This is a genomic window from Nocardioides sp. YIM 152315, assembly GCF_029210375.1.
In the GTDB taxonomy this organism is placed as follows: domain Bacteria; phylum Actinomycetota; class Actinomycetes; order Propionibacteriales; family Nocardioidaceae; genus Nocardioides.
In genome coordinates this window covers 255,081-278,349 of the sequence record NZ_JARGER010000037.1, presented here as the reverse complement: position 1 = coordinate 278,349, position 23,269 = coordinate 255,081, and the positions used below count along the sequence as shown (strand labels likewise).

Here is a 23,269-nt window from a genome sequence, read left to right as displayed (position 1 = left end):
TGTCGCTAGACGGCTAGATATCCAGGAATCGGACGTCCTTGGCGTTGCGCTGGATGAAGGAGCGGCGCTGCTCGACGTCCTCGCCCATCAGGATCGAGAAGATCTCGTCGGCGTGGGCGGCATCGTCGAGCGTCACCTGCAGCATCAGGCGCTGGTCAGGGTCCATGGTCGTCTCCCACAGCTCGTCGGCGTTCATCTCGCCGAGACCCTTGTAGCGCTGGACCGGGTTGTCCTTCGGCAGCTTCTTGCCGGCCTCCTGGCCGGCGCGCAGCAGCGCGTCGCGCTCGGCGTCGGAGTAGACGAACTCGTGCTCGTGCGGCTTGTTCCACCGGAGCCGGTAGAGGGGCGGCTGCGCCATGTAGACGTAGCCGCCCTCGATCAGCGGCTTCATGAAGCGGAAGAGCAGCGTCAGCAGCAGCGTGTTGATGTGGTGACCGTCCACGTCGGCGTCCGCCATCAGCACCACCTTGTGATAGCGCAGCTTCTCGATGTCGAACTCCTCGTGGATCCCGGTGCCCAGCGCGGAGATGATCGCCTGGACCTCCTGGTTGCCGAGGACCTTGTCGATGCGGGCCTTCTCGACGTTGAGGATCTTGCCGCGGATCGGGAGGATCGCCTGGACGCGCGGGTCGCGGCCGGACTTGGCCGAGCCGCCGGCTGAGTCGCCCTCGACGATGAAGACCTCGCACTCGCCGGGGTTGGTCGACTGGCAGTCGGCGAGCTTGCCGGGGAGGCCGCCGCCGCCGAGCAGCCCCTTGCGGTTGCGGGCCAGGTCGCGCGCCTTGCGCGCGGCGATGCGCGCGGTCGCCGCCGCCTGGGCGCGGCGGATGATGTCCTTTCCCTCGCCCGGGTTCTGCTCCAGCCACGCACCGAGCTGGTCGTTGACGATCCGCTGGACGAAGCCCTTGGCCTCGGTGTTGCCGAGCTTGGTCTTGGTCTGCCCCTCGAACTGGGGCTCGCCGATCTTGATCGAGATGATCGCGGTGAGGCCCTCGCGGATGTCGTCACCCGACACCCGGTCCTCCTGCTTCTTCATCAGGCCCCACTCGAAGCCCCAGTTGTTCACCAGGGAGGTCAGCGCCGCGCGGAAGCCCTCTTCGTGCGTGCCGCCCTCGTGGGTGTTGATCGTGTTGGCGAAGGTGTGGACGGACTCGGTGTACGAGGTGTTCCACTGCATCGCGATCTCGAGGCTCATGTGGTTGTCGATGGACTCCGGCGTCTCGGCCTCGAAGGCGATGATCGTCGGGTTGGCCGCCTGCTTCTTGCGGTTGATGTAGTCGACGTAGTCGACCAGGCCGCGCTCGTAGCAGAAGACCTGCTCGATGCCGCCGCCCTCGCCACGCTTGATGCTGTCGGCCCGCTGCTGGTCGACGTCGGCGGCGACGGTGTCGTCCTCGACCGCGTCGGCGAGGTCGTCGGCCTGCGGACGCTCGTCGCGGACGACGATCTCGAGGCCCTTGTTGAGGAAGGCGTACTCGCGGATCCGTGAGGTGATCGTCTCGAGGGAGTACGTCGTGGTCTCGAAGATCTCGGGCGACGCCCAGAACGTGATCGTCGTGCCGGTGCGCTCGCCGTCCTCCATCGGCCGGACCTGCTCGAGCTCGCCGTCGGGCACGCCGACGCTGAACGACTGGCGCCACAGGTGGTCCCGGTTCTTCACCTCGGCCACGACCCGGCTGGACAGCGCGTTGACGACGGAGACGCCCACGCCGTGCAGACCACCGGACACCTTGTAGCCGCCGCCGCCGAACTTGCCGCCGGCGTGGAGGACGGTGAGCGCCAGCGTCAGCGCCGGCAGCTCCTGGCCGGGGGCCGTGCCGGTCGGGATGCCGCGGCCGTTGTCCTCGACCCGGATCCCGCCGTCGGCGAGCAGGGTCACGACGATGCGGTCGCAGTGACCGGCGAGCGCCTCGTCGACGGCGTTGTCGACGATCTCCCAGATGAGGTGGTGCAGGCCGCGCTCGCCGGTCGACCCGATGTACATGCCGGGACGCTTGCGGACCGCCTCGAGGCCCTCGAGGACCTGGATCGCGGAGGCGTCGTACTCGGTGTCGACCCGACCGTTGGTCGATGGGGCGGGGACGGGGTTCTCGTCGGGCTCGACGGGGTTGACGTCGCTCACGCGCACCTCTTCTGACGGTGGTCTGCACTGGATCTTCACATGGAGATGGCCGCGAACGCGGGCGCTCAGCGGCCGATCACCATGATAGCCCTCAGAAGGCCGCATTCCACGTCACGCACTGCCCGGTGGGGTCGTCTGTGGAGGAAAAGTGGCCCTGAGCGCGCCGTGAGTGCGGTTCCGAGCGCCGCGCAGGGGTGTCGACGGGTCCCCGTACGTCGGAGGGCTCCGCAGATCGTCTCCGGTGAGCCGCGGCGGTCAGCCGTAGGTGTCGCGCGGGCCGCGGCCGTCGCGGACCGACCGAGGTCCCTTCTTCCAGGTCGGCAGGTGCGGGCCGAGCACCTCGATCACGGCCACCGTGCCGTGGCCCAGCTCCTCGTTGAGCCTCCGCACCAGGGTGGGCGCGAGCAGTCGCAGCTGGGTCGCCCACGCGGTGGAGTCGGTGCGCACGACCAGACGGCCGTCGGCGAACGTCTCGGGGGTGCAGTGCTGGGCGACCTCCGCGCCGACCAGCTCCGCCCACCGGCCGAAGACGCCCTGCACCCGCAGGTCCAGCTCCCACCCGTGCTCGGCGACCAGGCGGCCGAGCGTGCTGTCGAGCGTCTGCGGGTCGCGGTCGTCGGGGTGCGCGCCGGTGACCCGCGCGCGGGTCGGCCGGTCGCCGGAGCGCCGTGGCCGCCGCGCGGCCGGAGTCGACTTCGACGTCGCGCGAGTCAGCGAGCGGGCGAGATCCAGGCCGTCGGGATCGTGCTCGGGCAGATGCGACGGCTCGGGGCCGGGCCGTTCCTCGCCCTCCTCGGGCCGCTCACTGCTCACGCGCGACCTCGCCTCCTCCCACGGCGTACCGCACCCCGGCGAGCGCATCCGGGACGTCGGCGCCGACGGCGGCGGTGACCAGGACCTGCTCGGCGCCGGCGACCAGCTCGGCGAGCTGGGCGCGGCGCTCGGTGTCGAGCTCGGCGAAGACGTCGTCGAGCACGAGGATCGGGTCGTCGCCGTCGGCACGGAGCAGGTCGTACGACGCGAGCCGCAGTGCGAGCGCGAACGACCACGACTCGCCGTGCGAGGCGTAGCCCTTCACCGGCAGGTCGCCGAGTCGGAGCATCAGCTCGTCACGGTGCGGGCCCACCAGCGAGATCCCGCGGTCGACCTCGTCGTTTCGGCGTCGCTCGACCTCGGCCAGCAGCGCCTCGGTCAGGTCGTCGCGCTCGGTGCGACCCTCGAGGTCGAAGGACGGCTTGTACTCGATGTCGGCGTCGTCGCGGCTCGCGCCGCGGGCGACGGTCTCGTACGCCTTGCCGACGTAGGGCCGCAGCGCGTCGACGAGCGTCAGCCGCTCGGCCAGCAGCTCGGCGCCGGTGCGAGCGAGGTGTGCGTCCCACACCCCGAGGGTGTCGAGGGCGCCGCGGCTCATCCGTGCGGTCTTGAGCAGCGAGTTGCGCTGGCGCAGCACGCGGTCGTAGTCGGAGCGGACACGCGCGAGCCGAGGCGTCCGGAGCACGAGCAGGTCGTCGAGGAACCTGCGCCGGTCGCTCGGGTCGCCCTTGACCAGCGTGAGGTCCTCGGGGGAGAAGACGACGGTGCGCACCAGGCCCACGAGCTCGCGGGCCCGGGGGAGGGGCGAGCGGTTGACGCGCGCCCGGTTGGACCTGCCGGGGTTGATCTCGACCTCGAGCACCGCGGTGCGCCCGTCGCGGACGACGGCGGCGCGCACCACCGCCTGCTCGGCGCCGGCGCGGATGAGGGGCGCATCCGAGGCGACACGGTGCGACGCGAGCCTCGAGAGGTAGTCGATCGCCTCGACCAGGTTGGTCTTGCCCTGGCCGTTGCGCCCGATGAACGCCGTGACCCCGGGCCCGAGCTCGACGTCGACGCTCGCGTAGGACCGGAAGTCGTGGAGGGTCAGGTGCGCGACGTACACGGGTGGTCACTCACGAGCTCACGTCCCCGCCGGGAGGAGCCTCGGTGCGTACGGCGTGACCGCCGAACTGGTTGCGCATCGCCGCGATCGCCTTCATCGCCGGGCTGTCGTCCTGCCGCGAGGTGAAGCGGGCGAAGAGGGACGCGGCGATCACGTTCATCGGCACCGCGTTCTCGATCGCCGCCTCGACGGTCCAGCGGCCCTCGCCCGAGTCCTCGGCGTAGCCGGCGATCTTCTCGAGGTGGGTGTCCTCCTCGAGCGCCGCGACCAGCAGGTCCAGCAGCCACGACCGGATGACGGTGCCGGAGCGCCAGGAGTCGAACACCTCGGCGACGTTGTCGACGAGGTCGGTCTTCTCGAGCAGCTCCCAGCCCTCGGCGTAGCTCTGCATGATGGCGTACTCGATGCCGTTGTGGACCATCTTGGCGAAGTGGCCGGCCCCCGGCTGCTGGCCGGCGTGGACGAAGCCACCCTCGTCCGGCTTCAGCGCGTCGAAGGCCGGCTGTGCCTTGGCGACGTCGTCGTCGGTGCCGCCGCACATCAGCGCGTACCCGTTCTGCAGACCCCAGACGCCGCCGGAGACGCCGCAGTCGACGAACCCGATGCCCTTGGTGGCGAGCAGCTCGGCGTTCGCCTGGTCGTCGGTCCACTTGGAGTTGCCGCCGTCGACGACCAGGTCACCCTCCCCGAGCAGCTCGCCCAGGTCGCGGATCGTGTCACGGGTCGGGTCGCCGGCGGGCACCATCACCCAGACGACGCGGGGCGCGGGCAGCCGGTCGACCATCGCGGCGAGGCTGTCCACGTCGGCGACCTCCGGGTTGCGGTCGTAGCCGACGACCGTGTGCCCCGCGTTGCGCAGGCGGGTGCGCATGTTGCCACCCATCTTGCCGAGTCCGACGAGTCCGATGTCCATGTCACGACCCTAGCCGGGCGCGACGAAGGAGGGCACGGCGTGGGACGGGAGGCTGAGCAAGTCCGCGACCGAGCTTGCGAGAGCGCGGCGGCGCGTCGAAACCCAATCCTGGGCGGGCCATTCAGCTCAGCAGGCGGCGCGGCATCAGCAGGTAGCGGAACGCCGTCTCCGGCTGTCCCTCCGTGGACCCGCTGATGACCACCGGCTTCGACGACTGGGTGAAGGCCAGCTCGACGACCTGCTGGTCGATGACCGTGAGCCCGTCGAGGAGGAACTGCGGGTTGAAGCCGGTGGTGATGTCGTCGCCCTGGATGCTCGCCTCGATCGACTCCGACGCCTGCGCCTCGTCTCCGGAGCCGGCGTCGAGGGTGAGCACGCCGTCGCTGAAGGCCAGCTGCACCGCGGTGTTGCGCTCGGCCACGAGCGAGACGCGTCGCACCGACTCGATGAGCGCGGTCTTGTCGACGAGCGCCGTGGTGAGGTGCTCGCTCGGGAAGAGGCTGCGCACCTTGGGGAACTCACCGTCGAGCAGCCGGGTCGTCGTACGCCGACGGCCGCCGGGCGCGTCGCCCTCGAAGCCGATGATGCCCTCGCCGGTGCCGGTCGCCGCGAGCGCGATCGTCACCTCGCCTCCGGCCGTCAGCGACTTGGCGGTGTCGCCGAGCACGCGGGCCGGGACCAGCGCGGCCGCGGAGACGTCGGGAGTGCCGGGGTTCCAGTCGAGCTCGCGCAGCGCGAGACGGAACCGGTCGGTCGCCAGCAGCGAGATCGTCGAGCCGTCGATCTCGACGCGCACGCCGGTCAGGACGGGGAGCATGTCGTCGCGGCCGGCGGCGGTCACGGCCTGCGCGACCGCGTGCGCGAACGCCTCGCTGTCGACGGTGCCGGTCGCGGCCGGCATGTCGGGCAGGGCGGGGTAGTCCTCGACCGGCATGGTCTGGAGGCTGAAGCGGGCCGACCCGCAGGTGAGCGAGACCCGGGCGCCGTCGAGGACGACGTCGACCGGCTTCGCCGGCAGGCTGCGGCAGATGTCGGCGAGGAGGCGGCCGCTGACCAGGGCACGGCCCTCGTCGTTGACCTGGGCGCTGAGGGTGGCGCGTGCGGACGTCTCGTAGTCGAAGGTGGAGAGCACCAGCCCGGCGTCGTTGGCCTCGATGAGCAGGCCGGCGAGGACCGGCACGCTGGGACGGACCGGGAGGCTGCGGGCAGCCCAGGCGACGGCATCGGCGAGGACGTCGCGCTCGACGCGGAACTTCACGATGGGTCCTTCGGATCGGTCGGGCACGGACGGGTGGGATGCGAATCCTGCCATGCGGCGCCGACGCACGGGAGGTTCGGTGTGGTTTGGCGTGCGCACCTGTGGCACGTGGAGTTCGGCTCGGGGTGGTTGTCCCCAGGGAGGGGCCCGGTTCGAAGTTCACGGGAGATCGGTCCGAGTACAGGTACGTCGGAGTCACAGCATCGGTGGAAACTGTGGATGACGGGCGTCGTCGCAGGTCAGTGCGCGGTTCGGCCGTGCACAGGGGGTGTGGAACCACCGATGGACGAGTCACGGGCGATGTGGAGCGCGTCGCGTCGTGCGCAGGAGTGTCGTTCGTCGTCCACAGTCTCTCCCGGCTGGCGCCGTGGTCGCGCACACCTCGTCCACAGGCACCGAACGACACGAAATGGGATCGACCCGGCCCAGGGTTCTGGTGCCGGGTCGAGGACGGAGCCGGTGTCCGTCAGGTCTGACGGGCCTGCATCTTGATCCGGTTGGTCAGCTCGGAGACCTGGTTGAAGACCGCTCGCCGCTCGGCGAGGAGCTGGTTGATCTTGCGGTCGGCGTACATGACGGTCGTGTGGTCGCGGTTGCCGAACTGCGCGCCGATCTTGGGCAGTGACAGGTCGGTGAGCTCGCGGCACAGGTACATGGCGATCTGCCGGGCCATCACCAGGTGCCGGCCGCGGCTCGGGCCGGTGAGCTCCTCGATGGAGAGACCGAAGTACGCCGCGGTCTGCGCGATGATCAGCGCGGCGGTGATCTCCGGCTCGCCGCCCTCGGGGATGAGGTCCTTGAGCACGATCTCCGCCAGGGTCATGTCGACCTCCTGGCGGTTGAGGTTGGCGAAGGCGGTGACGCGGATCAGCGCGCCCTCGAGCTCACGGATGTTCGTCTGGATCTTCGACGCGATGAACTCGAGCACGTCCGGAGGCGCGGTGAGCCGGTCCATGGCCGCCTTCTTGCGCAGGATCGCGATCCTGGTCTCGAGGTCCGGCGGCTGGACGTCGGTGATCAGGCCCCACTCGAAGCGGTTGCGCAGCCGGTCCTCGAGCGCCTCGAGCCGCTTCGGGGCGCGGTCGGAGGTGAGCACGATCTGCTTGTTGGCGTTGTGGAGCGTGTTGAAGGTGTGGAAGAACTCCTCCTGGGTCTGGGTCTTCCCCTCCAGGAACTGGATGTCGTCGATGAGGAGCACGTCGACGTCGCGGTAGCGACGCTTGAACCGGTCCTGCCGGTCGTCGCGGATCGCGTTGATGAACTCGTTGGTGAACTCCTCGCTCGAGACGTACCGGACGCGCGCCGCGGTGTAGAGCGAGCGGACGTAGTGGCCGATGGCGTGCAGGAGGTGCGTCTTGCCCAGACCGGAGTCGCCGTAGACGAGCAGGGGGTTGTAGGCCTTGCCGGGCGCTTCCGCGACCGCCACGGCTGCGGCGTGCGGGAAGCGGTTGGACGAGCCGATGACGAACGTCTCGAAGGTGTACTTCGGGTTGAGCCGCGTCTCGAGCGCGGTCGGCCGTGGGCCGGCGTCCGCGGGCTCCGGCACGGGGGCGGGTGTCGTCAGCGGTGGCGCGGCCGGGGCCTGTCGATTTGTCGACAAGTCGTCTTGTCGACCGACCTGCTCCGGGGCGGCGTTCTCGACCGGCGGCGTGGCCGCCTCCAGCGCGGGGTTCACCGTCACGGCGATCCGGATCTCGCGGCCGAAGCGCTCACTGAGGGCGTCCTCGAGCTGGGCGCGCAGCCGACCCTCGAGCTGGTTGCGCGTGAAGTCGTTGGGCACGGCCACGATCGCGGTGCTCTCGTGCAGGGTCACCGGCTCACTGGCCTTGAGCCAGGCGCGCTGGTTGGGCTGGAGGTCGTCGACCACGCCTCGCCAGGCGTGGTCGAGGTCCGAGGTCTGCTGCTCCACCGTTCCCGCTTTCTGCGCTGCTGTCCGAGCTGTCCGAGCTGGTTTGGGCTGGTGCGGCCCCATGGTCCTGGACGCTGGTCCGGATCCGCAGCGGAACAGGTCAGCTCGGAGGCACTCCGGATCGCTCCGGCGGGCTGCACTGGGCGTGGCGGGCCGAGTTGCGTCCACAACTTTGTCCACAGGTTGTGAACCCGATCCTCTCGTTGTGGAGAGGGCCGGTTCCGAGACACGTCCCCGAGCCACGCACTTCCGTGTTTCCGCAGGTCAGATGGCCTTTTCCGGATGTTGTGGCGGGGGTCACACGACCTGCGGGGAAGTGGGTGGATCGAAGCCGGCGGGGAACCTCGGTCCCGAGGAACGTAACAAGCGGGGAAGCGCACCGGCAAGACGTCATCCACAGGCCGGCCGGATCCGGCCCGATGCCGGTTTGACCCTGTGGATTGCGGGCGCGTACCGTTGTGCGGTCACCCCGTGTCGACCGGTGCCGCATGCCCACGAAGACAGCCGCCTCGCGGGGGCTGTCGTGGGTGCGCGGTGCCTGCCGAAGAGGCTACGGCACCCGTCGCCGGCCGGGATGGCCGCCTTCGGACTTCGCTCGAGCAGCTCGGGCCCGACCAGCATGGAGAGAACCTCGTGAGCAAGCGCACGTACCAGCCGAACAACCGCCGCCGGCACAAGGTGCACGGCTTCCGTCTGCGCATGCGCACGCGCGCGGGCCGGTCGATCCTCTCCTCGCGGCGCCGCAAGGGCCGCAAGAGCCTCGCCGTCTGAGGCACGCCGCCGCCCGGGCCGGCACGTGCTGTCCAGCGCGCATCGCCTCACCGACGGTCCCTCGTTCCAGCGGGCAGTCCGCACCGGACGCAAGGCGGGCTCGCGGACGCTCGTCGTCCACCTGGCCGATGACCCCGACGGGAGCGAGGCGCGCGTCGGCTTCGTGGTCAGTAAGGCCGTGGGCAACGCCGTGGTCCGCAACCGCGTGAAGCGCCGACTCCGACACCAGGCCCGGGAGCACCTCGCGTCGCTCCCGGGCTCCGCTGTGCTCGTGGTCAGGGCGCTCCCGGGTGCCGCCGGGTCGTCCTCGTCGGAACTCCAGGGCGATCTCGCACGTTGCCTGTCGCGAGTGGGGGTGTCGCGGTGAGGTACGACCCGGTGCGATGGGGGCTGATCGCGTTCCTGCGCGTCTACCGCCTGACGATCAGTCCGCTCTACGGCCAGGTGTGCCGCTACCACCCGTCGTGCTCGGCGTACGCGCTCGAAGCGGTGACCGTGCACGGGAGCGTGCGCGGGACCTGGCTCGCCGTACGCCGGCTGGTGCGCTGCCACCCCTGGGCGGCCGGCGGCTACGACCCGGTGCCGCCTCGTCGCCGCCCGACCCAGTCCTCCCGCCCCACCGCGGGCACGTCCCCAACCCCTGTGCAAGGAGCCTGATCCGTGGGATTCCTCGGCGACCTCGGCGGTCTGATCATGACGCCGCTCTACTACGCGATCTCCGCAGTGCTGGTCGCGTGGCACTGGCTGCTCGAGTCGATCGGGATGGACCCGGACAGCGGCCTGATCTGGGTGCTGTCGATCATCGGCCTGACGCTGACCGTGCGGGCGGCGCTGATCCCGCTCTTCGTCAAGCAGATCAAGTCCAGCCGGAACATGCAGCTGATCCAGCCGAAGGTCAAGGAGCTGCAGAAGAAGTACGGCCACGACCGGGAGCGTCTCGCCCAGGAGACGATGAAGCTCTACCGGGAGAGCGGCACGAACCCGTTCGCCTCGTGCCTGCCGATCCTGATCCAGATGCCGATCTTCCTGGCGCTCTTCCGGCTGCTCGACCACCACGCCGCGAAGGGCGACGGCAAGGCGTTCATCACCACGGACCTCGCCCACAGCTTCCAGAACGCCGAGCTGTTCGGGATCCCGCTCAAGGCGACCTTCCTCAAGGCGGACGGCGACGTCGCGGTCATGATCGTGGCGGCCCTCCTCGTGGTCGCGATGACGGCGACCACGTTCACGACCCAGCGCCAGCTGATGAGCAAGAACATGCCGCCGGACGCGCTGTCCGGTCCCTACGCCCAGCAGCAGAAGCTGCTGCTCTACGTGCTGCCCGTCGTCTTCGCGGTCGGTGGCATCGCGTTCCCGATCGCGGTCCTCTTCTACTGGACCACCTCCAACCTCTGGACGATGGGCCAGCAGTTCTACGTGATCCGGAACAACCCTGCTCCCGGCACGGCCGCCGCCAAGGCCAAGGAGGAGCGGGACCGACTGCGGGCCGCCAAGCACGGCAAGGCTCCCGAGGTGCAGTCGACGCCCGAGCCCGAGCTCGAGCGGCGGCCGCCGCAGCGCGCCCAGCCCAAGAAGCAGTCGCGTCAGCAGCGCAAGAAGGGCGCGCCGCGACCCAATCCCAAGCCGAAGCCCGAGGGAGGCACCAGTGAGTGACGAGACCATGACGGACGAGACGCCGGTCGACGAGACGGTCGACCCGGCGGGTGAGCGGGCCGAGGACGCGGCCGGCGACGCGGCCGGGGACCAGTCCGAGGGCCCGTCGCGGACGGAGCAGCTCGAGCAGGAGGGCGAGATCGCCGCCGACTACCTCGAGGAGCTGCTCGACATCGCCGATCTCGACGGTGACCTGGACATCGACGTCGACGGCGATCGCGCCGCGGTCTCGATCGTGGGTGCCGAGCTCTCCCAGCTGGTCGGCGACAAGGGCGAGGTGCTCGAGGCGCTGCAGGAGCTGACGAGGCTGGCTGTCTACCGCGAGACCGGTGAGCGCACCCGGCTGATGCTCGACGTCTCCGGCTACCGGGCCCGCAAGCGCGAGGAGCTCGAGCAGGTCGCCGCGGAGTCGGTCGAGACGGCGAAGCAGACCGGTGAGCGCGTGTCGCTGTCGCCGATGACGCCGTTCGAGCGGAAGGTCGTGCACGACGCGGTCGCGGCTGCCGGACTGACCTCGGAGTCCGAGGGTGCGGAGCCGCGCCGCTTCGTCGTGGTGCTGCCCGGCTGAGATGGCGTCCGACGTTTCACGTGAAACGCCCTCCACGCCTGGCGCGGCGCGGAGGGCGTTTCCGTCTGCCCGGCTTCCGCTGGCGGAGCGGTATGCGACCCTGCTGGCGACCGAGGGCGTGGTGCGCGGCCTGATCGGTCCTCGGGAGGCGCCGCGCCTGTGGGACCGACACCTCGTCAACTGCGCGCTGCTCGCCGAGCTGCTGCCACCCGACGCCACGGTGTGCGACATCGGCTCGGGCGCCGGCCTGCCGGGCGTGGTGCTGGCGATCGCCCGGCCCGACCTGCGCGTCACCCTGGTGGAGCCGCTGCTGCGGCGCACGACCTTCCTCGACGAGCTGGTGGCAGATCTCGGGCTGCCGCACGTCGAGGTCGTCCGCGGACGCGCCGAGCAGATGCACGGCGAACGCCGCTTCTCTGTCGTGACCTCTCGGGCAGTGGCTCCCCTCGGGCGCCTGCTCGGGTGGTCCATGCCGCTCGTCGATCCGCAGGGTGCCCTGATTGCGATGAAGGGATCCTCGGTGACCGAGGAGATCGACGCGGCCCGTCCGGAGCTGGCTCGGTGGCGTTGCGCGGAGCCCGAGGTGCACGTGCTGGGCCGGGGATTGTCTGTCTCCCCCACGGTCGCGCTCCGGGTGGCTTGGGCCGACCCGGGCCGGGTATCTTGGCCGCTTGCGACGGGCCCGACCACGCGCCGAACCGCGGGTCGTGGTCGGTCCACAGCGAAGGGGAGACGCAGGACGTGACGGAGAACGCCGGACCCGGGGATGGGTTTTCCACCGGGTCGGAGACGCCCCCCGAGCGTCCTTATCCACAGAACCCGTCCGTTTCTCCACAGGACGGCCCGACCCAGGACGAGCCGGCGGTTTCACGTGAAACCGACGCCCAGGCCCCCCCACGGGTACGGACCGCCGAAGATCTGGCGGTGACCGCACCGGCGTTCGAGGACGACCACGGGACCCCGCTGGCACGGGCCGCGGAGCACAGCGTGCTCGCCAGGACCGGCGCGCGGATGCGGCCACCGATGGGCCGACCGGAGCAGACCCGGGTCTTCGTCGTCGCCAACCAGAAGGGTGGGGTCGGCAAGACCACCTCGACGGTGAACATCGCGGCCGCCCTCGCGCAGCTCGGGCAGCGGGTGCTGGTCGTCGACCTCGACCCCCAGGGCAACGCATCGACCGCGCTCGGCGTCGAGCACCGTCGCGGCGTCGCGTCGACGTACGACGCGCTGGTCGACGGCGTGCCTCTCGCCGACGTCGTGAGCGCCTGTCCCGAGGTCGACAACCTCTGGGCGGTCCCGGCGACCATCGACCTGGCCGGTGCCGAGATCGAGCTCGTCTCCGTGGTCGCGCGCGAGAGCCGGCTGCGCAAGGCGATCCACGGCCACCCCCTCATCGGCGCGGCGGCCGAGGTGGGGGAGGAGCGCTTCGACTACGTCTTCGTCGACTGCCCGCCCTCGCTCGGCCTGCTCACCCTCAACGCGCTGGTCGCCGGCGACGAGATGCTGATCCCGATCCAGGCCGAGTACTACGCGCTGGAGGGGCTCGGCCAGCTGCTCGAGACGGTCGAGATGGTCAAGGCGCACCTCAACCAGCGCCTGGACGTCTCCACGATCCTGGTGACGATGTACGACGCCCGCACGCGGCTCGCCTCGGGGGTCGCCGACGAGGTGCGCGAGCACTTCGGCGACCACGTGCTGCGCACGACGATCCCGCGGTCGGTCCGGGTCTCGGAGGCGCCGTCCTACGGCCAGACGGTGATGACCTACGATCCCGGCTCGCCCGGTGCCCTGTCCTACCTCGAAGCCGCGCGCGAGATCGCCCTGCAGGGAGCCAATAGATGAACGCCAACCGTCCGCCCCAGCGTCGTGGACTCGGCAGAGGCCTCGGGTCGCTGATCCCGACCGCGCCGTCCGCGCCCGCCCCCGGAGCCGACGCCGACGGGGCCGACACCGTCGCGGGCGGCGTCCCGGCTCCGCCCGAGATGCTCGAGGGGACGACCGGCCTGGCGCCGGTCGCGGGGGCCTACTTCGCGGAGATCCCGGTCGCGCAGATCCGCCCGAACGACGTGCAGCCCCGTCAGGTCTTCGACGAGGACGCGATGGCGGAGCTGGTGCACTCGGTGCGCGAGATCGGCGTGCTCCAGCCCGTGGTCGTGCGCAAGCACGGCCCGGAGGAGTACGAGCTGGTCATGGGCGAGCGGCGGTGGCGGGCCACCCAGGCCGCTGGTCTCGACAGCGTCCCGGCGATCGTCCGCGAGACCGACGACGTCGACATGCTGCGCGACGCCCTGCTGGAGAACCTGCACCGCTCGCAGCTCAACCCGTTGGAGGAGGCCGCGGCGTACCAGCAGATGCTCGACGACTTCGGCTGCACCCACGAGGAGCTCGCGGGCCGCATCGGCCGGTCGCGGCCGCAGATCAGCAACACGCTGCGCCTGCTGAAGCTGAGCCCCGCGGTCCAGCGGCGGGTCGCCGCCGGAGTGCTGTCGGCCGGGCACGCCCGGGCGCTGCTGGCCGTGGGCGACGCGGAGGTGCAGGACCGGCTCGCCTCCCGGGTGATCGCCGAGGGCATCAGCGTGCGCGGCCTCGAGGAGATCGTGGCGCTGCGCGACACCGAGGAGTCGACGGCGCCCCGCGTCGTGCGCAGGAAGCCGGTGGCGCCGGGCCTGGTCGACCTGGCCGAACGTCTCTCCGACCGGTTCGAGACCCGGGTGAAGGTCGACCTGGGCCGGGCCAAGGGCAAGATCACCGTCGAGTTCGCCTCGCTCGACGACCTGCAGCGGATCGTGGACATCATGGACCCGCGCAACCGGTCCGACCGCCCGATCTGAGCGGCCGCCCGCAACGACAAGACGCCAAGTCGGTAGGCCGACAAGTCGTTAAGTCGACTTATTCCTGCGCCGCTCGGCCCGAATCCGACGCTCCTCCGCGTCGAGGCGGGCGGCCTCCTCGGGCGTCGGCGCGCTCCCGCCGTACGACGCGGGCAGCCACCACGATCCCGGCGGCTGCTCCTCGGCGGGGTAGGCCCGGATGGTGCGATCGAGCAGGCCGGTCATCGCCGAGCGCAGCTCGGCGGTCTCGGCCACCGGGTCGGCGCCCGTGGGGTGCAGCGGCTCGCCGACGGAGATCGCGATCGTCCTGTCCCGGGAGAAGTCGCGCGGGTGGTCCTTGGTCATCATCCGCTGCGTGCCCCACATCGTGACGGGGACGATGGGGACGCCCGCCGCCGCGGCAATACGGACGGCGCCGGTCTTGAACTCCTTGAGCTCCATCGACCGGGAGATCGTCGCCTCGGGGAAGATGCCGACCGCCTCACCGGCCCGCAGGTAGTCGACCGCCGTGTGGAACGAGGCGAGCCCCTCACCGCGGTCCACCTCGATGTGGTGCATCGACCGCATCACGGGGCCGCCGACGCGATGGTCGAAGATCTCCCGCTTGGCCATGAACCGGACCAGGCGCCGCGAGGGGTGAGCGGCGAATCCGCCGTAGACGAAGTCGACGTAGCCGATGTGGTTGCACGCCAGCAGGACGCCCCCGGAGCGGGGCACGTGCTCGGTGCCGGTCAGCTGGAAGCGCTGGCCGAGGAGCCGGAAGGCCGTGCGCGCCGCGACGATGACGGTCGGGTAGGTGAGGTCGCGCATGGGGTCCTAGCGTCGGGTCGCGAGGAAGTCGGCGATCCGGCCGATCGCCTCCTCGAGCACCACGTGGTCGGGGAGGGTGACCAGCCGGAAGTGGTCGGGACGCGTCCAGTTGAAGCCGGTGCCGTGGGTGACGAGGATCTTCTTCGCCCGCAGCAGCTCGATGACGAACGCCTCGTCGTCGTCGATCGGGTAGACGTCGGGGTCCAGGCGCGGGAAGCAGTAGAGCGCCCCGCGCGGCTCCACGTTGGTGACCCCGGGGATCTCGTTGAGCAGGCGGCTGGCCAGCTTGCTCTGCTCGTAGAACCGGCCGCCGGGGACGATCAGCTCCTCGACTGACTGGTAGCCGCCGAGCGCCGTCTGGATCGCGTGCTGCGCGGGGACGTTGGCGCACATCCGCATGTTCGCCATCAGCGTGAGGCCCTCGATGAAGTCCTCGGCGATCTCCTTGGGCCCCGAGATCATCACCCACCCGGCGCGGTAGCCGCAGACCCGGTAGGCCTTGGACAGTCCGCTGAAGGTCAGGCACAGCACGTCGCTGCCGGCATACGCCGCGGCGTGGTGGTGCACCGCGTCGTCGAAGATGATCTTCTCGTAGATCTCGTCGGCGAAGACGACCAGGTCGTGACGGCGCGCGATGTCGACCAGGCCCTTGACGGTCCGCTCGGTGTAGACCGCACCCGTCGGGTTGTTGGGGTTGATGATCACCAGGCCGTGGGTGTTCTCGGTGATCTTCGACTCGATGTCGGCGAGGTCGGGGTTCCAGCCGTCGCCCTCGTCGCACTCGTAGTGGACCGCGGTGCCGCCCGACAGGGTCACGGCGCCGGTCCACAGCGGGTAGTCCGGGGCCGGCACGAGCACCTCGTTGCCGTCGTCGATGAACGTCTGCAGCACCATCGTGATCAGCTCGGAGACGCCGTTGCCGATGAAGACGTCCTCGACCGAGACGTCCTTGAGGCCGCGCGACTGGTAGAACTGCGCGACCGCGGTGCGTGCCGGGTAGATCCCCTGGCTGTCGCTGTAGCCCTGCGCGTCGGGCAGGTGGTGCACCATGTCGGCCACGATCGCCTCGGGTGCGTCGAACCCGAACGGCGCGGTGTTGCCGATGTTCAGCTTCAGGATGTGGTGCCCCTCGGCCTCGAGCCGCTGCGCCTCGACGAGGATCGGCCCGCGCACGTCGTACCGGACGTTCTGCAGCTTGCGACTCTGTCGGATCTTGCGCACCCCGTCATCCTGACAGGCGCGGGCCTACGATGGCTCCCGGGATCCCACGACGGGAGCTGTGATGTCGCGCAAGGTCACCCGCCTCACCCTCGACCACCTCGAGGAGCTGGCCGCGCCCTGCCGCTCGTGCCTCTTCTGGGAGATGGATCCCGTCCGGCGGGGCCGCGTCGCCGACGCCTGCGCCGAGAAGGACGCCTGGATGTCCGAGGTGCTGCGCGAGTGGGGCTCGTGCGGCCGGGTGGTGCTGGTCGACGACGTGCCCGTGGCCCACGTGGTCTACGCGCCCGAGGCGTTCGTGCCGGGCGCGGCCGGGTTCGCCACGGCGCCGGCGTCACCCGACGCGGTGCTGCTGACCTCGGTGCACGTCCACCCCGACCACCGCGGCGGCGGGCTGGGACGGATGCTCATCCAGGCCGCCGCCGCGGATCTGGTACGCCGGGGCGGCTTCGGCGCGATCGAGGCCTACGGCGACGTGCGCGGACGCGGCGACAGCTGTCGGCCGGCGGTCGGATTCCTCGCGGGAGTCGGGTTCAAGACCCATCGTGCCCACCCGACGACGCCGCGGATGCGGATGGACCTGCGCACCTCGGTGCGGTGGCGCACCGAGGTCGATGCGGCGATCGAGCGGCTGGTGGGAGCACTGAGGCCCGCGCCGAAGTCGACGCGGGCCTCGAGGAGTGCTCGATGACGAGCTCGGGTGACCTCAGACGAGGTCCTCGAGCTCCTTGAGCAGCGCGGCCTTGGGCCGCGCACCGACGATGGTCTTCACGACCTCGCCGCCCTGGTAGACGTTGATCGTCGGGATGCCCGTCACCCGGTAGCTGGAGGGCGTGACGGGGTTCTCGTCCACGTTCATCTTCAGGAATGTGATCTTGTCCCCGTGCGTGCCGGCGATCTCGTCGAGGATCGGGGCGACCTGGCGGCACGGGCCGCACCACTCCGCCCAGAAGTCCACGAGGACCGGCTTGTCGGACTTGAGGACCTGCGCCTCGAACTCGGCGTCGGTCACGGCGTTGATGTTGCCCACGTCAGGCATCCCTTCTTCGGTGAACTCGGAGGTCTGATCACACTCAACAGCACCGCGCGGACGGATGTTCCCCGCCGCGCGGACGGGGGATCAGGCGCCCGCGGTCTGGGCGACCTCGGAGACGAGCTCCGCGTCGGCCCGGTCCTGCGCGTCGCGCGGACCGGTCGCGGCGTGGTCGAGCTCGGCGAGGTAGCGCTCGGCGTCGAGGGCGGCGGCACAGCCCGTGCCGGCGGCGGTGATCGCCTGCCGGTAGTGGTGGTCGACCAGGTCGCCCGCGGCGAAGACGCCGGGCAGGTTGGTGCCGGTCGACGGGTGGCTGGCGATCACGTAGCCGTTCTCGTCGAGCTCGACCTGGCCCGGCAGCAGCTCCGAGCGCGGGTCGTGGCCGATGGCGATGAACAGGCCGGTCGCGGGCAGGTTGCGGGTCTCGCCGGTGACGGTGTCCTTCAGCGTGAGCGACCCGAGCCGGTCGGCGCCGTTGATCTCCTCCACGACGGAGTTCCAGAGGATCTCGAGCTTGGGGTCCGCGAACGCGCGCTCCTGCATGATCTTCGAGGCGCGCAGCTCGTCGCGTCGTACGATCAGCGACACCTTCGAGCCGAAGCGGGTCAGGAAGGTGGCCTCCTCGATCGCGGAGTCGCCGCCGCCGACGACGGCGATGTGCTGGTCGCGGAAGAAGAACCCGTCGCAGGTGGCGCACCACGACACGCCGCGGCCGGAGAGCTCCTCCTCGCGCGGCAGGCCGAGCTTGCGGTAGCCCGAGCCCATCGCCAGGATCACGGCGCGGGCCCGGTGGGTCTCGGTGGCGGTCTTCACGGTCTTGACGTCGCCGGTGAGCTCGACCTCGACGACGTCGTCGGCGACCAGCTCGGCGCCGAACCGCTCCGCCTGGGCGCGCATCTCGTCCATCAGGGCGGGGCCCATGATGCCGTCGCGGAAGCCCGGGAAGTTCTCGACCTCCGTGGTGTTCATCAGGGCGCCGCCGGCGGTCACCGAGCCCTCGAAGACGAGCGGCTTGAGGTTGGCGCGCGCCGTGTAGAGCGCGGCGGTGTAGCCGGAGGGGCCGGAGCCGATGACGATGACATCTCGAACGACGTCACGAACGGTGTCGGACATGAAGCGTGCTTCTCCTCGGATGGATGCGGTCTGCGACCAGTAGAACCGATCGTAGGTGAGGAAACTTCCCGCACGCGCACCCGTCAGGGCGCGGGGACCGTCGTCGACCGGAGTGGCTCGTCGGTGCCGCACAGGTAGAGGTCCACCCGACGGTCGCCGTCCGCGGCCGGACGTACGACGAGCACCGCTGGCCCGCCGTCGTACGTCGCGGCGACCTCGCGGCCGGGCCCGCGGTCGTCACCGGGGCACCGCGCGGCGGAGGGCGCGCCGTCCTCGGCCTTCCCCTCGTCGGCGTCGAGGGATCGGAGCTGGGAGAGCTTCGTGAGCCGTCCGGTGCCGGCGTAGTGGGCGACCTGGCGCTCGAAGGTGGCGGACCGGAGCGCGAGTGGCGCGCCGGCGTCCGGCGACGCGTCACCACCGGCCTCCGCCTGGTCGCGGGCCGCCGGCGCCTCCGCCGACGAGTCGGCCGAGGAGCCCGCGTCGTCGTCGGCTCCGGAGAGGTCGATGCGCGAGATACCGACGCCGACCACGACGACGACGGCGGCGGCGAGCACGAGGTTGCGCAGCCAGCGCCGACGCTGCTCGGCGGTGTGGTCGGGCAGGCGGTCCGCGGCGGGCTCGGCTCGCGCCGGGCGGAGGTCGGCGAGCACCCGGTCGAGCCGGTCGACGACGTCGTCGGGCATCGGCTCGACGTGGCGGGCCTCCGCGAGCAGGCGACGGACGTCTTCCTCCTCGCGCGTCAGGTCGGGCTCGGGCACCGGTGTTCACCCCCTCGGGTCGTGATCGTGGTCGGGACGGTCAGCCCGTCGTGGGCGGGCCGCGGGGTGCGTCGCCGGTTTCGACGGGCGCGGGCCGGGCGGGGTTCCGGGGCGGGGTGTCGCCCGGGTCACGCGCGGACTCGTCGAGCAGCGGCGCGAGCACCTCAGCCAGTCGGGCGCGGCCGCGCGAGCACCGCGACTTCACGGTCCCGACGGGGCAGTCGAGGATCGTCGCGGCCTCGGCGACCGGATAGCCCTCCATGTCGACGAGCACGAGCGCGGCGCGCTGCTCGTCGGGGAGGGCGCGCAGGGCGTCGAGGACCACCTCCCTGCGTTCCCGCGTGGCCGCGAGGTCGGCCGGGTCGTCGTCGATCGCCGAGACCAGCGAGCCGCGTCCGGCCCCGTGGTCGTCGAGGTCGTCGGGCAGCGCCTCGGCGCGACGTACCTTCGCGGCGCGGAGGCGGTCGAGGCAGGCGTTGACCACGACGCGGTGCAGCCAGGTCGTCACGGCGGCATCGCCGCGGAACGTGCCGGCCCGGCGATAGGCAGCGACGAGCCCGTCCTGGAGGCCGTCGGCCGCATCCTCGCGGTTGCCCATCGTGCGCACCGCGACCGCCCAGAGCCGGTCGCGATGGCGGGCGAACAGGATGCCGAACGCCTCCGCGTCGCCGGCGACGTGGGCCGCCAGCAGGTCGCGGTCGGACCGGTCGTCGCCGTCCATCGGTGGGGTGGTCATCCCCGGACCGTCACCTCGGCGACCTGCCCGCGGAACTCCGCACCGACCGCCGGGACCGACGTCAGCCAGACCACGACGTACCGGGCCTGCGCGGGCTGCTCGAGGGCGATCTGCTGCTCGTCGTCGACGGTCGCGCTCGCGGCGGGGGTTAGGTCGGCGACGTCGGTCGGCGCGGTCTCGCCCAGGTAGAGCGAGACGCCCGTGGACCCGCCGAGGACCGTGACGTCCACGGCCGACACGTTGCGCACCGACCCGAGGTCGAGCAGGAGACCGACGCCGTTCTTCAGGCCGCCGGGGCCGAAGTTCTGCTCGTAGTCGAGGGTCCGCCACGCGGTGGTCGGGTCGCCGTCGACGGCGAGGGGAGCGAGGTCGGGGTTCTCGTCGGGCGGGTCGCCCTCCGGGTCGAAGTCGGCGGCGGTGACGCCCGCGATCGGGTCGGCCGCCGGCGCGATCGGCGACTGGGTGGCCGGCGTCGGGGCCGGGCTGTCGTCGTCCGGTACGGCGCCGAGCGGGGTCCGTCCGCGGCCGAGGTTGTAGGCGACGACGACCGCGAGCAGCAGCACCACGGCCGTCGCGATGATGGCGGCGAGCCGCAGCCAGCTGCGGCCCGGCACCTCCTCGACGGGTTCCTCGGCGAACGCCAGCGGACCGGTCCCGGTGTCCCAGGGCCAGAACCCCCGGCCGCTGCCGCCGGCTGCGGCCGGGGCCGGTGCCGGCGCGGGCTGGGGCGCGCGGGCGCCCGGGCGCGGCGTACGGGCCGGGCCACCTCCGGTCGGCGAGGGTGCGAAGAGCGGCCGCTCGGGCGGCTCCTCGAACGGGGGCGGGGGCGGTGCGGGCTCGCCCGGGCGGGCCAGCCACGAGACGTCGTCGGCGGCATCGTCGAAGATCGGCAGACCGGCCTCGGTCGGCAGGTCCGTGGACCGCGTGGACGGGGCGGAAGGGGCGGAAGGGGCGGACGGGGCGGACGGCGTGGACGGCGTGGACGGGGCGGGTCCCGGCTCGGGGACGGGCTCCGGGACGGGCTCGGCTTCCGGCGCCGGCGCGGCGTCCTTGGGCCGTGGATCGGGGACCGCCGGGAGGGCCGCGATCTCGGTGGTGTCGCGGTGCCCGGCCTTGGCCTCCGCCTCGACGAGCCCGGTCGCGTCGCCGACGAACGCGCACAGGTAGTCGGAGATGCCCTGCGCGGAGGCGAGGTCGTGGGACTCGCGCAGCCGGGCGCCCGCCGGGCCCGAGTAGGGGTTGACGACCTCGTCGCACAGCCCGTCGAGCGGGCGCGGGATGCCGGCGCGGACCTGTCGGGGCCGGAGCACGCGGCCCTGCACGAGCGGCGCCGGAGGGACCGCCGAGGAGGAGACGCCCGGCCACTTGCCGGTCAGCGCGCAGTAGAGGAGCCCGCCGAGGTCCGCGACGTCGGTGGACACCCGCCCGGGCGGCAGTCCGTGCATGGCCGCCTCCACGGCGTACCCGATGATCCGGACCGCGCCGGTGTGGTCGATGAGCACGTTCTCGGGGGCGAGCCGGCCGTGCGCGACGCCGGCCTCGTGTCCGGCGGCGACACAGCCGGCGACCTCCGAGACCAGCCACGCCGCGCGGCGCGGACCCAGCGGCCCCGCCGCGAGCATGATGTCGAGGGAGTCGCCGGAGCCCCACTCGTTGACGACGAAGCAGTGCCCGTCGGCGTGGTCGGCGTCGAGCACCCGCAGCAGCCGGCGGTCGTGGATGGTCGCGGAGCGCTTGGCGGCGTGGAGCAGGGCGCTCGCGCGCTCGTCGTCCTCCGCGATGACGTGCAGCGCGACGTACCTCTCCAGCACCCGGTCGTGGGCTCGCCAGAACCGGCCGCCCCCGCTCTCGGTGAGCAGGTCGACCAGTCGGTACCGGTCGGCGAGCACGTCGCCCGGCCGGATCGAGCTCGGCACTCAGCTCCCCTCGTGTCGGCTGCCCGTGCGGTCTTCGCTCACGTGGCCCCGATGCCCATCGTAGGCTGCCCTCACCCCCTCCGTGGGAGGGGCAGCCGGCGAGTGATCGTGTCGACGATCGAGGTGAGCTCCTCGAGGCGCATCGCACGCGCGGTGCCGATCAGGACGAGGCCGCCCACGGCAGCGGTGGCCCCGACGCCGACGACCGCGGCCCAGAGTCGGGAGACGCCGATGACGTCGTGGAGGAGGTACGCCGTCCCGGCGGCCGCCGCGGCTGCGAGCAGTGCCGCCACGGCCAGGCGGCCGAGGAACCGCCCCAGGGTGCGGGTGTGCAGGCCGCCGAGCCGGCGGGACAGCATCGAGTAGGAGAGCACGGCGCCCACGGCGTACGACGCCGTGTAGGCGAGCACGAGGGCGGGGGCCGTGGCCGCGGCGTCGGTGAGGCCGACCAGGACGAGGGCGGCGACGATGTTGGTGCCGGCGACCGCGCACTGGATCCAGAACACCGTGCGGGTCTGCTCGAGGGCGTAGAACCCGCGCAGCACCAGGTAGTGGACCGTGAAGAAGAGGAGTCCGCCGCCGAAGAGCGCCAGCGAGGGCGCGAAGTCGGGGTAGTCGTCGGCGGCTGCGCCGTACCCCCAGATCAGGCGGGAGACCGCGAGCGCCAGGGACGGCAGGATCAGCGCGAACGGCAGGATGAGCGAGAGCGCTCCGCGCAGCGTCTCGGCGAGTGACGTGGCGAGGCCGGCGTCGTCGCCGTCGGAGGCGCGGGCGGCCAGGCGCGGCAGGATCGCGGTCGCCAGCGACACCGTGACGACCGAGTGCGGGACCATCGTGATGAGGAACGTCTGGGAGTAGATGGAGTAGCCGGTGCCGTCGGTCGACGCCGCGGTGCCCCCGGACGCCAGCCGCACCACCACCGTGTAGGCGACCTGGTTGACGACGACGAAGAGCACCGTCCAGACGCCCAGCCGGAACGTGTGGCCGAGCCCGGTGTGGAGGAAGTCGAAGCGCGGGCGGTAGCGGAACCCGGTGGCGCGCAGGTAGGGCACCAGGATCGCGAACTGGGCCGCGATGCCCAGCGTCGAGCCGACGCCGAGCAGCAGCTCCTGGTCGGCGGTGTAGGGGCCGAACACGTCCTCGGCCGGGCCGAACACGACCAGGTAGACGACCAGCACCGCGATGGAGATGACGTTGTTGGCGATCGGCGCCCACATCATCGGCCCGAACCTGCCGCGCGCGTTGAGCACCTGGCCGACGAGGACGTACATGCCGTAGAAGAAGACCTGCGGCAGGCAGTAGCGCGCGAAGTCGACGATCGACTCCCGTTGGGCGGCGTACTCCGCCGTGCTCAGGTCGTGGGTGAGGAAGAGCCTGATGAGCCACGGGGCCGCGACGACCAGCAGCACCGTCACGATGCCGAGGAACAGCGCGGCGAGGGTGATGATCCGGTTGGTGTAGGCGTCGCCCCGGTCGGGGTCCTCCTTCATCGCCCGGACCAGCTGCGGCACCAGCACGGCGTTGACGACCCCGCCCGCGAGCAGGATGTAGAGCATGTTCGGGATCGTGTTCGCGATGTTGAACAGGTCGGCGTGCAGCTTCGCGCCGAGGGCCGCCGCCAGCAGTGTCGAGCGCACGAAGCCGCTCAGGCGGGACACGATGGTGCCGGCCGCCATCACCGCGCTGTTCACGAGGACGCGGTCGCGCTCCTCCTCGCGGGCCTCTCCGTCGAAGCTGCTCAT

23 protein-coding genes are annotated in these 23,269 nt (G+C 71.5%); 9 read left to right on the top strand and 14 right to left on the bottom strand.

Annotation, left to right across the window (positions count from 1 at the left end):
- Window positions 1-13 precede the first annotated feature (13 nt).
- The 6 genes from gyrB to dnaA all read right to left on the bottom strand — a co-directional run bounded on the left by gyrB (window position 14) and on the right by dnaA (window position 8,183).
- On the bottom strand, window positions 14-2,122 hold the full coding sequence (gene gyrB / locus PZ894_RS12895) for a DNA topoisomerase (ATP-hydrolyzing) subunit B (protein WP_275745304.1): 2,109 nt from the start codon (window positions 2,120-2,122) through the stop codon (window positions 14-16).
- 255 nt (window positions 2,123-2,377) lie between these two features.
- Window positions 2,378-2,935: a DciA family protein gene (locus PZ894_RS12890; RefSeq protein WP_275745302.1), complete on the bottom strand. Its 558-nt coding sequence runs from the start codon at window positions 2,933-2,935 to the stop codon at window positions 2,378-2,380.
- The gene (gene recF, locus PZ894_RS12885) at window positions 2,925-4,040 is read right to left on the bottom strand and encodes a DNA replication/repair protein RecF (RefSeq protein WP_275745300.1); all 1,116 of its coding nucleotides are present in this window, start codon (window positions 4,038-4,040) and stop codon (window positions 2,925-2,927) included. The genes PZ894_RS12890 and recF overlap by 11 nt, the downstream gene beginning before the upstream one ends.
- Window positions 4,041-4,050: 10 nt before the next feature.
- Window positions 4,051-4,953 (bottom strand): phosphogluconate dehydrogenase (NAD(+)-dependent, decarboxylating), encoded by a 903-nt coding sequence (gene gnd / locus PZ894_RS12880; protein WP_275745299.1) that lies wholly within the window; start codon window positions 4,951-4,953, stop codon window positions 4,051-4,053.
- Window positions 4,954-5,074: 121 nt separating this feature from the next.
- Window positions 5,075-6,211, bottom strand: coding sequence for a DNA polymerase III subunit beta (gene dnaN, locus PZ894_RS12875; RefSeq protein WP_275745298.1), 1,137 nt, complete (start codon window positions 6,209-6,211; stop codon window positions 5,075-5,077).
- Between the two features lie 466 nt (window positions 6,212-6,677).
- Window positions 6,678-8,183 (bottom strand): chromosomal replication initiator protein DnaA, encoded by a 1,506-nt coding sequence (gene dnaA, locus PZ894_RS12870; protein ID WP_275745297.1) that lies wholly within the window; start codon window positions 8,181-8,183, stop codon window positions 6,678-6,680.
- Window positions 8,184-8,753: 570 nt separating this feature from the next.
- On the opposite strand from dnaA, the gene rpmH reads away from it, so the two are divergent.
- The 8 genes from rpmH to PZ894_RS12830 all read left to right on the top strand — a co-directional run bounded on the left by rpmH (window position 8,754) and on the right by PZ894_RS12830 (window position 13,943).
- Entirely contained in the window at window positions 8,754-8,891 is a 138-nt protein-coding gene (gene rpmH / locus PZ894_RS12865) for a 50S ribosomal protein L34 (protein ID WP_056156542.1), read from the top strand.
- Between the two features lie 25 nt (window positions 8,892-8,916).
- A complete protein-coding gene (gene rnpA / locus PZ894_RS12860; RefSeq protein WP_275745291.1) occupies window positions 8,917-9,258 on the top strand; it encodes a ribonuclease P protein component in 342 nt (113 codons plus the stop codon).
- Window positions 9,255-9,548: a membrane protein insertion efficiency factor YidD gene (yidD, locus tag PZ894_RS12855; protein WP_275745289.1), complete on the top strand. Its 294-nt coding sequence runs from the start codon at window positions 9,255-9,257 to the stop codon at window positions 9,546-9,548. The genes rnpA and yidD overlap by 4 nt, the downstream gene beginning before the upstream one ends.
- A 3-nt stretch (window positions 9,549-9,551) precedes the next feature.
- Entirely contained in the window at window positions 9,552-10,544 is a 993-nt protein-coding gene (gene yidC / locus PZ894_RS12850; protein WP_275745288.1) for a membrane protein insertase YidC, read from the top strand.
- The gene (locus PZ894_RS12845) at window positions 10,537-11,112 is read left to right on the top strand and encodes a R3H domain-containing nucleic acid-binding protein (protein WP_275745287.1); all 576 of its coding nucleotides are present in this window, start codon (window positions 10,537-10,539) and stop codon (window positions 11,110-11,112) included. Before yidC ends, PZ894_RS12845 begins: the two co-directional genes overlap by 8 nt.
- A gap of 1 nt (window position 11,113) precedes the next feature.
- The gene (gene rsmG / locus PZ894_RS12840; RefSeq protein ID WP_275745285.1) at window positions 11,114-11,857 is read left to right on the top strand and encodes a 16S rRNA (guanine(527)-N(7))-methyltransferase RsmG; all 744 of its coding nucleotides are present in this window, start codon (window positions 11,114-11,116) and stop codon (window positions 11,855-11,857) included.
- Window positions 11,858-12,030: 173 nt separating this feature from the next.
- Complete coding sequence (locus PZ894_RS12835) at window positions 12,031-12,954, top strand: ParA family protein (protein ID WP_345799156.1); 924 nt, start codon at window positions 12,031-12,033, stop codon at window positions 12,952-12,954.
- On the top strand, window positions 12,951-13,943 hold the full coding sequence (locus PZ894_RS12830) for a ParB/RepB/Spo0J family partition protein (RefSeq protein ID WP_275745281.1): 993 nt from the start codon (window positions 12,951-12,953) through the stop codon (window positions 13,941-13,943). The genes PZ894_RS12835 and PZ894_RS12830 overlap by 4 nt, the downstream gene beginning before the upstream one ends.
- 48 nt (window positions 13,944-13,991) lie before the next feature.
- Here PZ894_RS12830 and PZ894_RS12825 read toward each other — a convergent pair whose 3' ends face one another.
- A complete protein-coding gene (locus PZ894_RS12825; protein WP_275745279.1) occupies window positions 13,992-14,753 on the bottom strand; it encodes a lysophospholipid acyltransferase family protein in 762 nt (253 codons plus the stop codon).
- A gap of 6 nt (window positions 14,754-14,759) precedes the next feature.
- Window positions 14,760-15,974, bottom strand: coding sequence for a pyridoxal phosphate-dependent aminotransferase (locus tag PZ894_RS12820; RefSeq protein WP_275745278.1), 1,215 nt, complete (start codon window positions 15,972-15,974; stop codon window positions 14,760-14,762).
- Window positions 15,975-16,035: 61 nt separating this feature from the next.
- On the opposite strand from PZ894_RS12820, the gene PZ894_RS12815 reads away from it, so the two are divergent.
- A complete protein-coding gene (locus PZ894_RS12815) occupies window positions 16,036-16,662 on the top strand; it encodes a GNAT family N-acetyltransferase (RefSeq protein ID WP_275745277.1) in 627 nt (208 codons plus the stop codon).
- A 15-nt stretch (window positions 16,663-16,677) separates the two neighbouring features.
- Here the strand turns inward: PZ894_RS12815 and trxA are convergent, their stop codons facing one another.
- From trxA to murJ, 6 genes are all read right to left on the bottom strand, one after another.
- Entirely contained in the window at window positions 16,678-17,010 is a 333-nt protein-coding gene (gene trxA, locus PZ894_RS12810; RefSeq protein WP_275745275.1) for a thioredoxin, read from the bottom strand.
- A gap of 81 nt (window positions 17,011-17,091) precedes the next feature.
- Complete coding sequence (trxB, locus tag PZ894_RS12805; RefSeq protein ID WP_275745273.1) at window positions 17,092-18,117, bottom strand: thioredoxin-disulfide reductase; 1,026 nt, start codon at window positions 18,115-18,117, stop codon at window positions 17,092-17,094.
- A gap of 83 nt (window positions 18,118-18,200) precedes the next feature.
- A complete protein-coding gene (locus tag PZ894_RS12800) occupies window positions 18,201-18,875 on the bottom strand; it encodes a hypothetical protein (RefSeq protein WP_275745272.1) in 675 nt (224 codons plus the stop codon).
- 40 nt (window positions 18,876-18,915) lie between these two features.
- Window positions 18,916-19,611, bottom strand: a complete 696-nt coding sequence (sigM, locus tag PZ894_RS12795; RefSeq protein WP_275745271.1) for an RNA polymerase sigma factor SigM — start codon at window positions 19,609-19,611, stop codon at window positions 18,916-18,918.
- On the bottom strand, window positions 19,608-21,527 hold the full coding sequence (locus PZ894_RS12790; RefSeq protein ID WP_275745270.1) for a protein kinase family protein: 1,920 nt from the start codon (window positions 21,525-21,527) through the stop codon (window positions 19,608-19,610). The genes sigM and PZ894_RS12790 overlap by 4 nt, the downstream gene beginning before the upstream one ends.
- 71 nt (window positions 21,528-21,598) lie before the next feature.
- Window positions 21,599-23,269 (bottom strand): murein biosynthesis integral membrane protein MurJ, encoded by a 1,671-nt coding sequence (murJ, locus tag PZ894_RS12785; protein WP_275745268.1) that lies wholly within the window; start codon window positions 23,267-23,269, stop codon window positions 21,599-21,601.

Coding starts and splice junctions, on each gene's coding strand:
- gnd (WP_275745299.1), bottom strand. CDS start 4,953: ATGGACATCGGACTCGTCGGACTCGGCAAGATGGGTGGCAACATGCGC.
- dnaA (WP_275745297.1), bottom strand. CDS start 8,183: ATGGGGCCGCACCAGCCCAAACCAGCTCGGACAGCTCGGACAGCAGCG.
- rsmG (WP_275745285.1), top strand. CDS start 11,114: ATGGCGTCCGACGTTTCACGTGAAACGCCCTCCACGCCTGGCGCGGCG.
- PZ894_RS12830 (WP_275745281.1), top strand. CDS start 12,951: ATGAACGCCAACCGTCCGCCCCAGCGTCGTGGACTCGGCAGAGGCCTC.
- PZ894_RS12825 (WP_275745279.1), bottom strand. CDS start 14,753: ATGCGCGACCTCACCTACCCGACCGTCATCGTCGCGGCGCGCACGGCC.
- PZ894_RS12815 (WP_275745277.1), top strand. CDS start 16,036: ATGTCGCGCAAGGTCACCCGCCTCACCCTCGACCACCTCGAGGAGCTG.
- trxA (WP_275745275.1), bottom strand. CDS start 17,010: ATGCCTGACGTGGGCAACATCAACGCCGTGACCGACGCCGAGTTCGAG.
- trxB (WP_275745273.1), bottom strand. CDS start 18,117: ATGTCCGACACCGTTCGTGACGTCGTTCGAGATGTCATCGTCATCGGC.
- sigM (WP_275745271.1), bottom strand. CDS start 19,611: ATGACCACCCCACCGATGGACGGCGACGACCGGTCCGACCGCGACCTG.
- murJ (WP_275745268.1), bottom strand. CDS start 23,269: ATGAGCAGCTTCGACGGAGAGGCCCGCGAGGAGGAGCGCGACCGCGTC.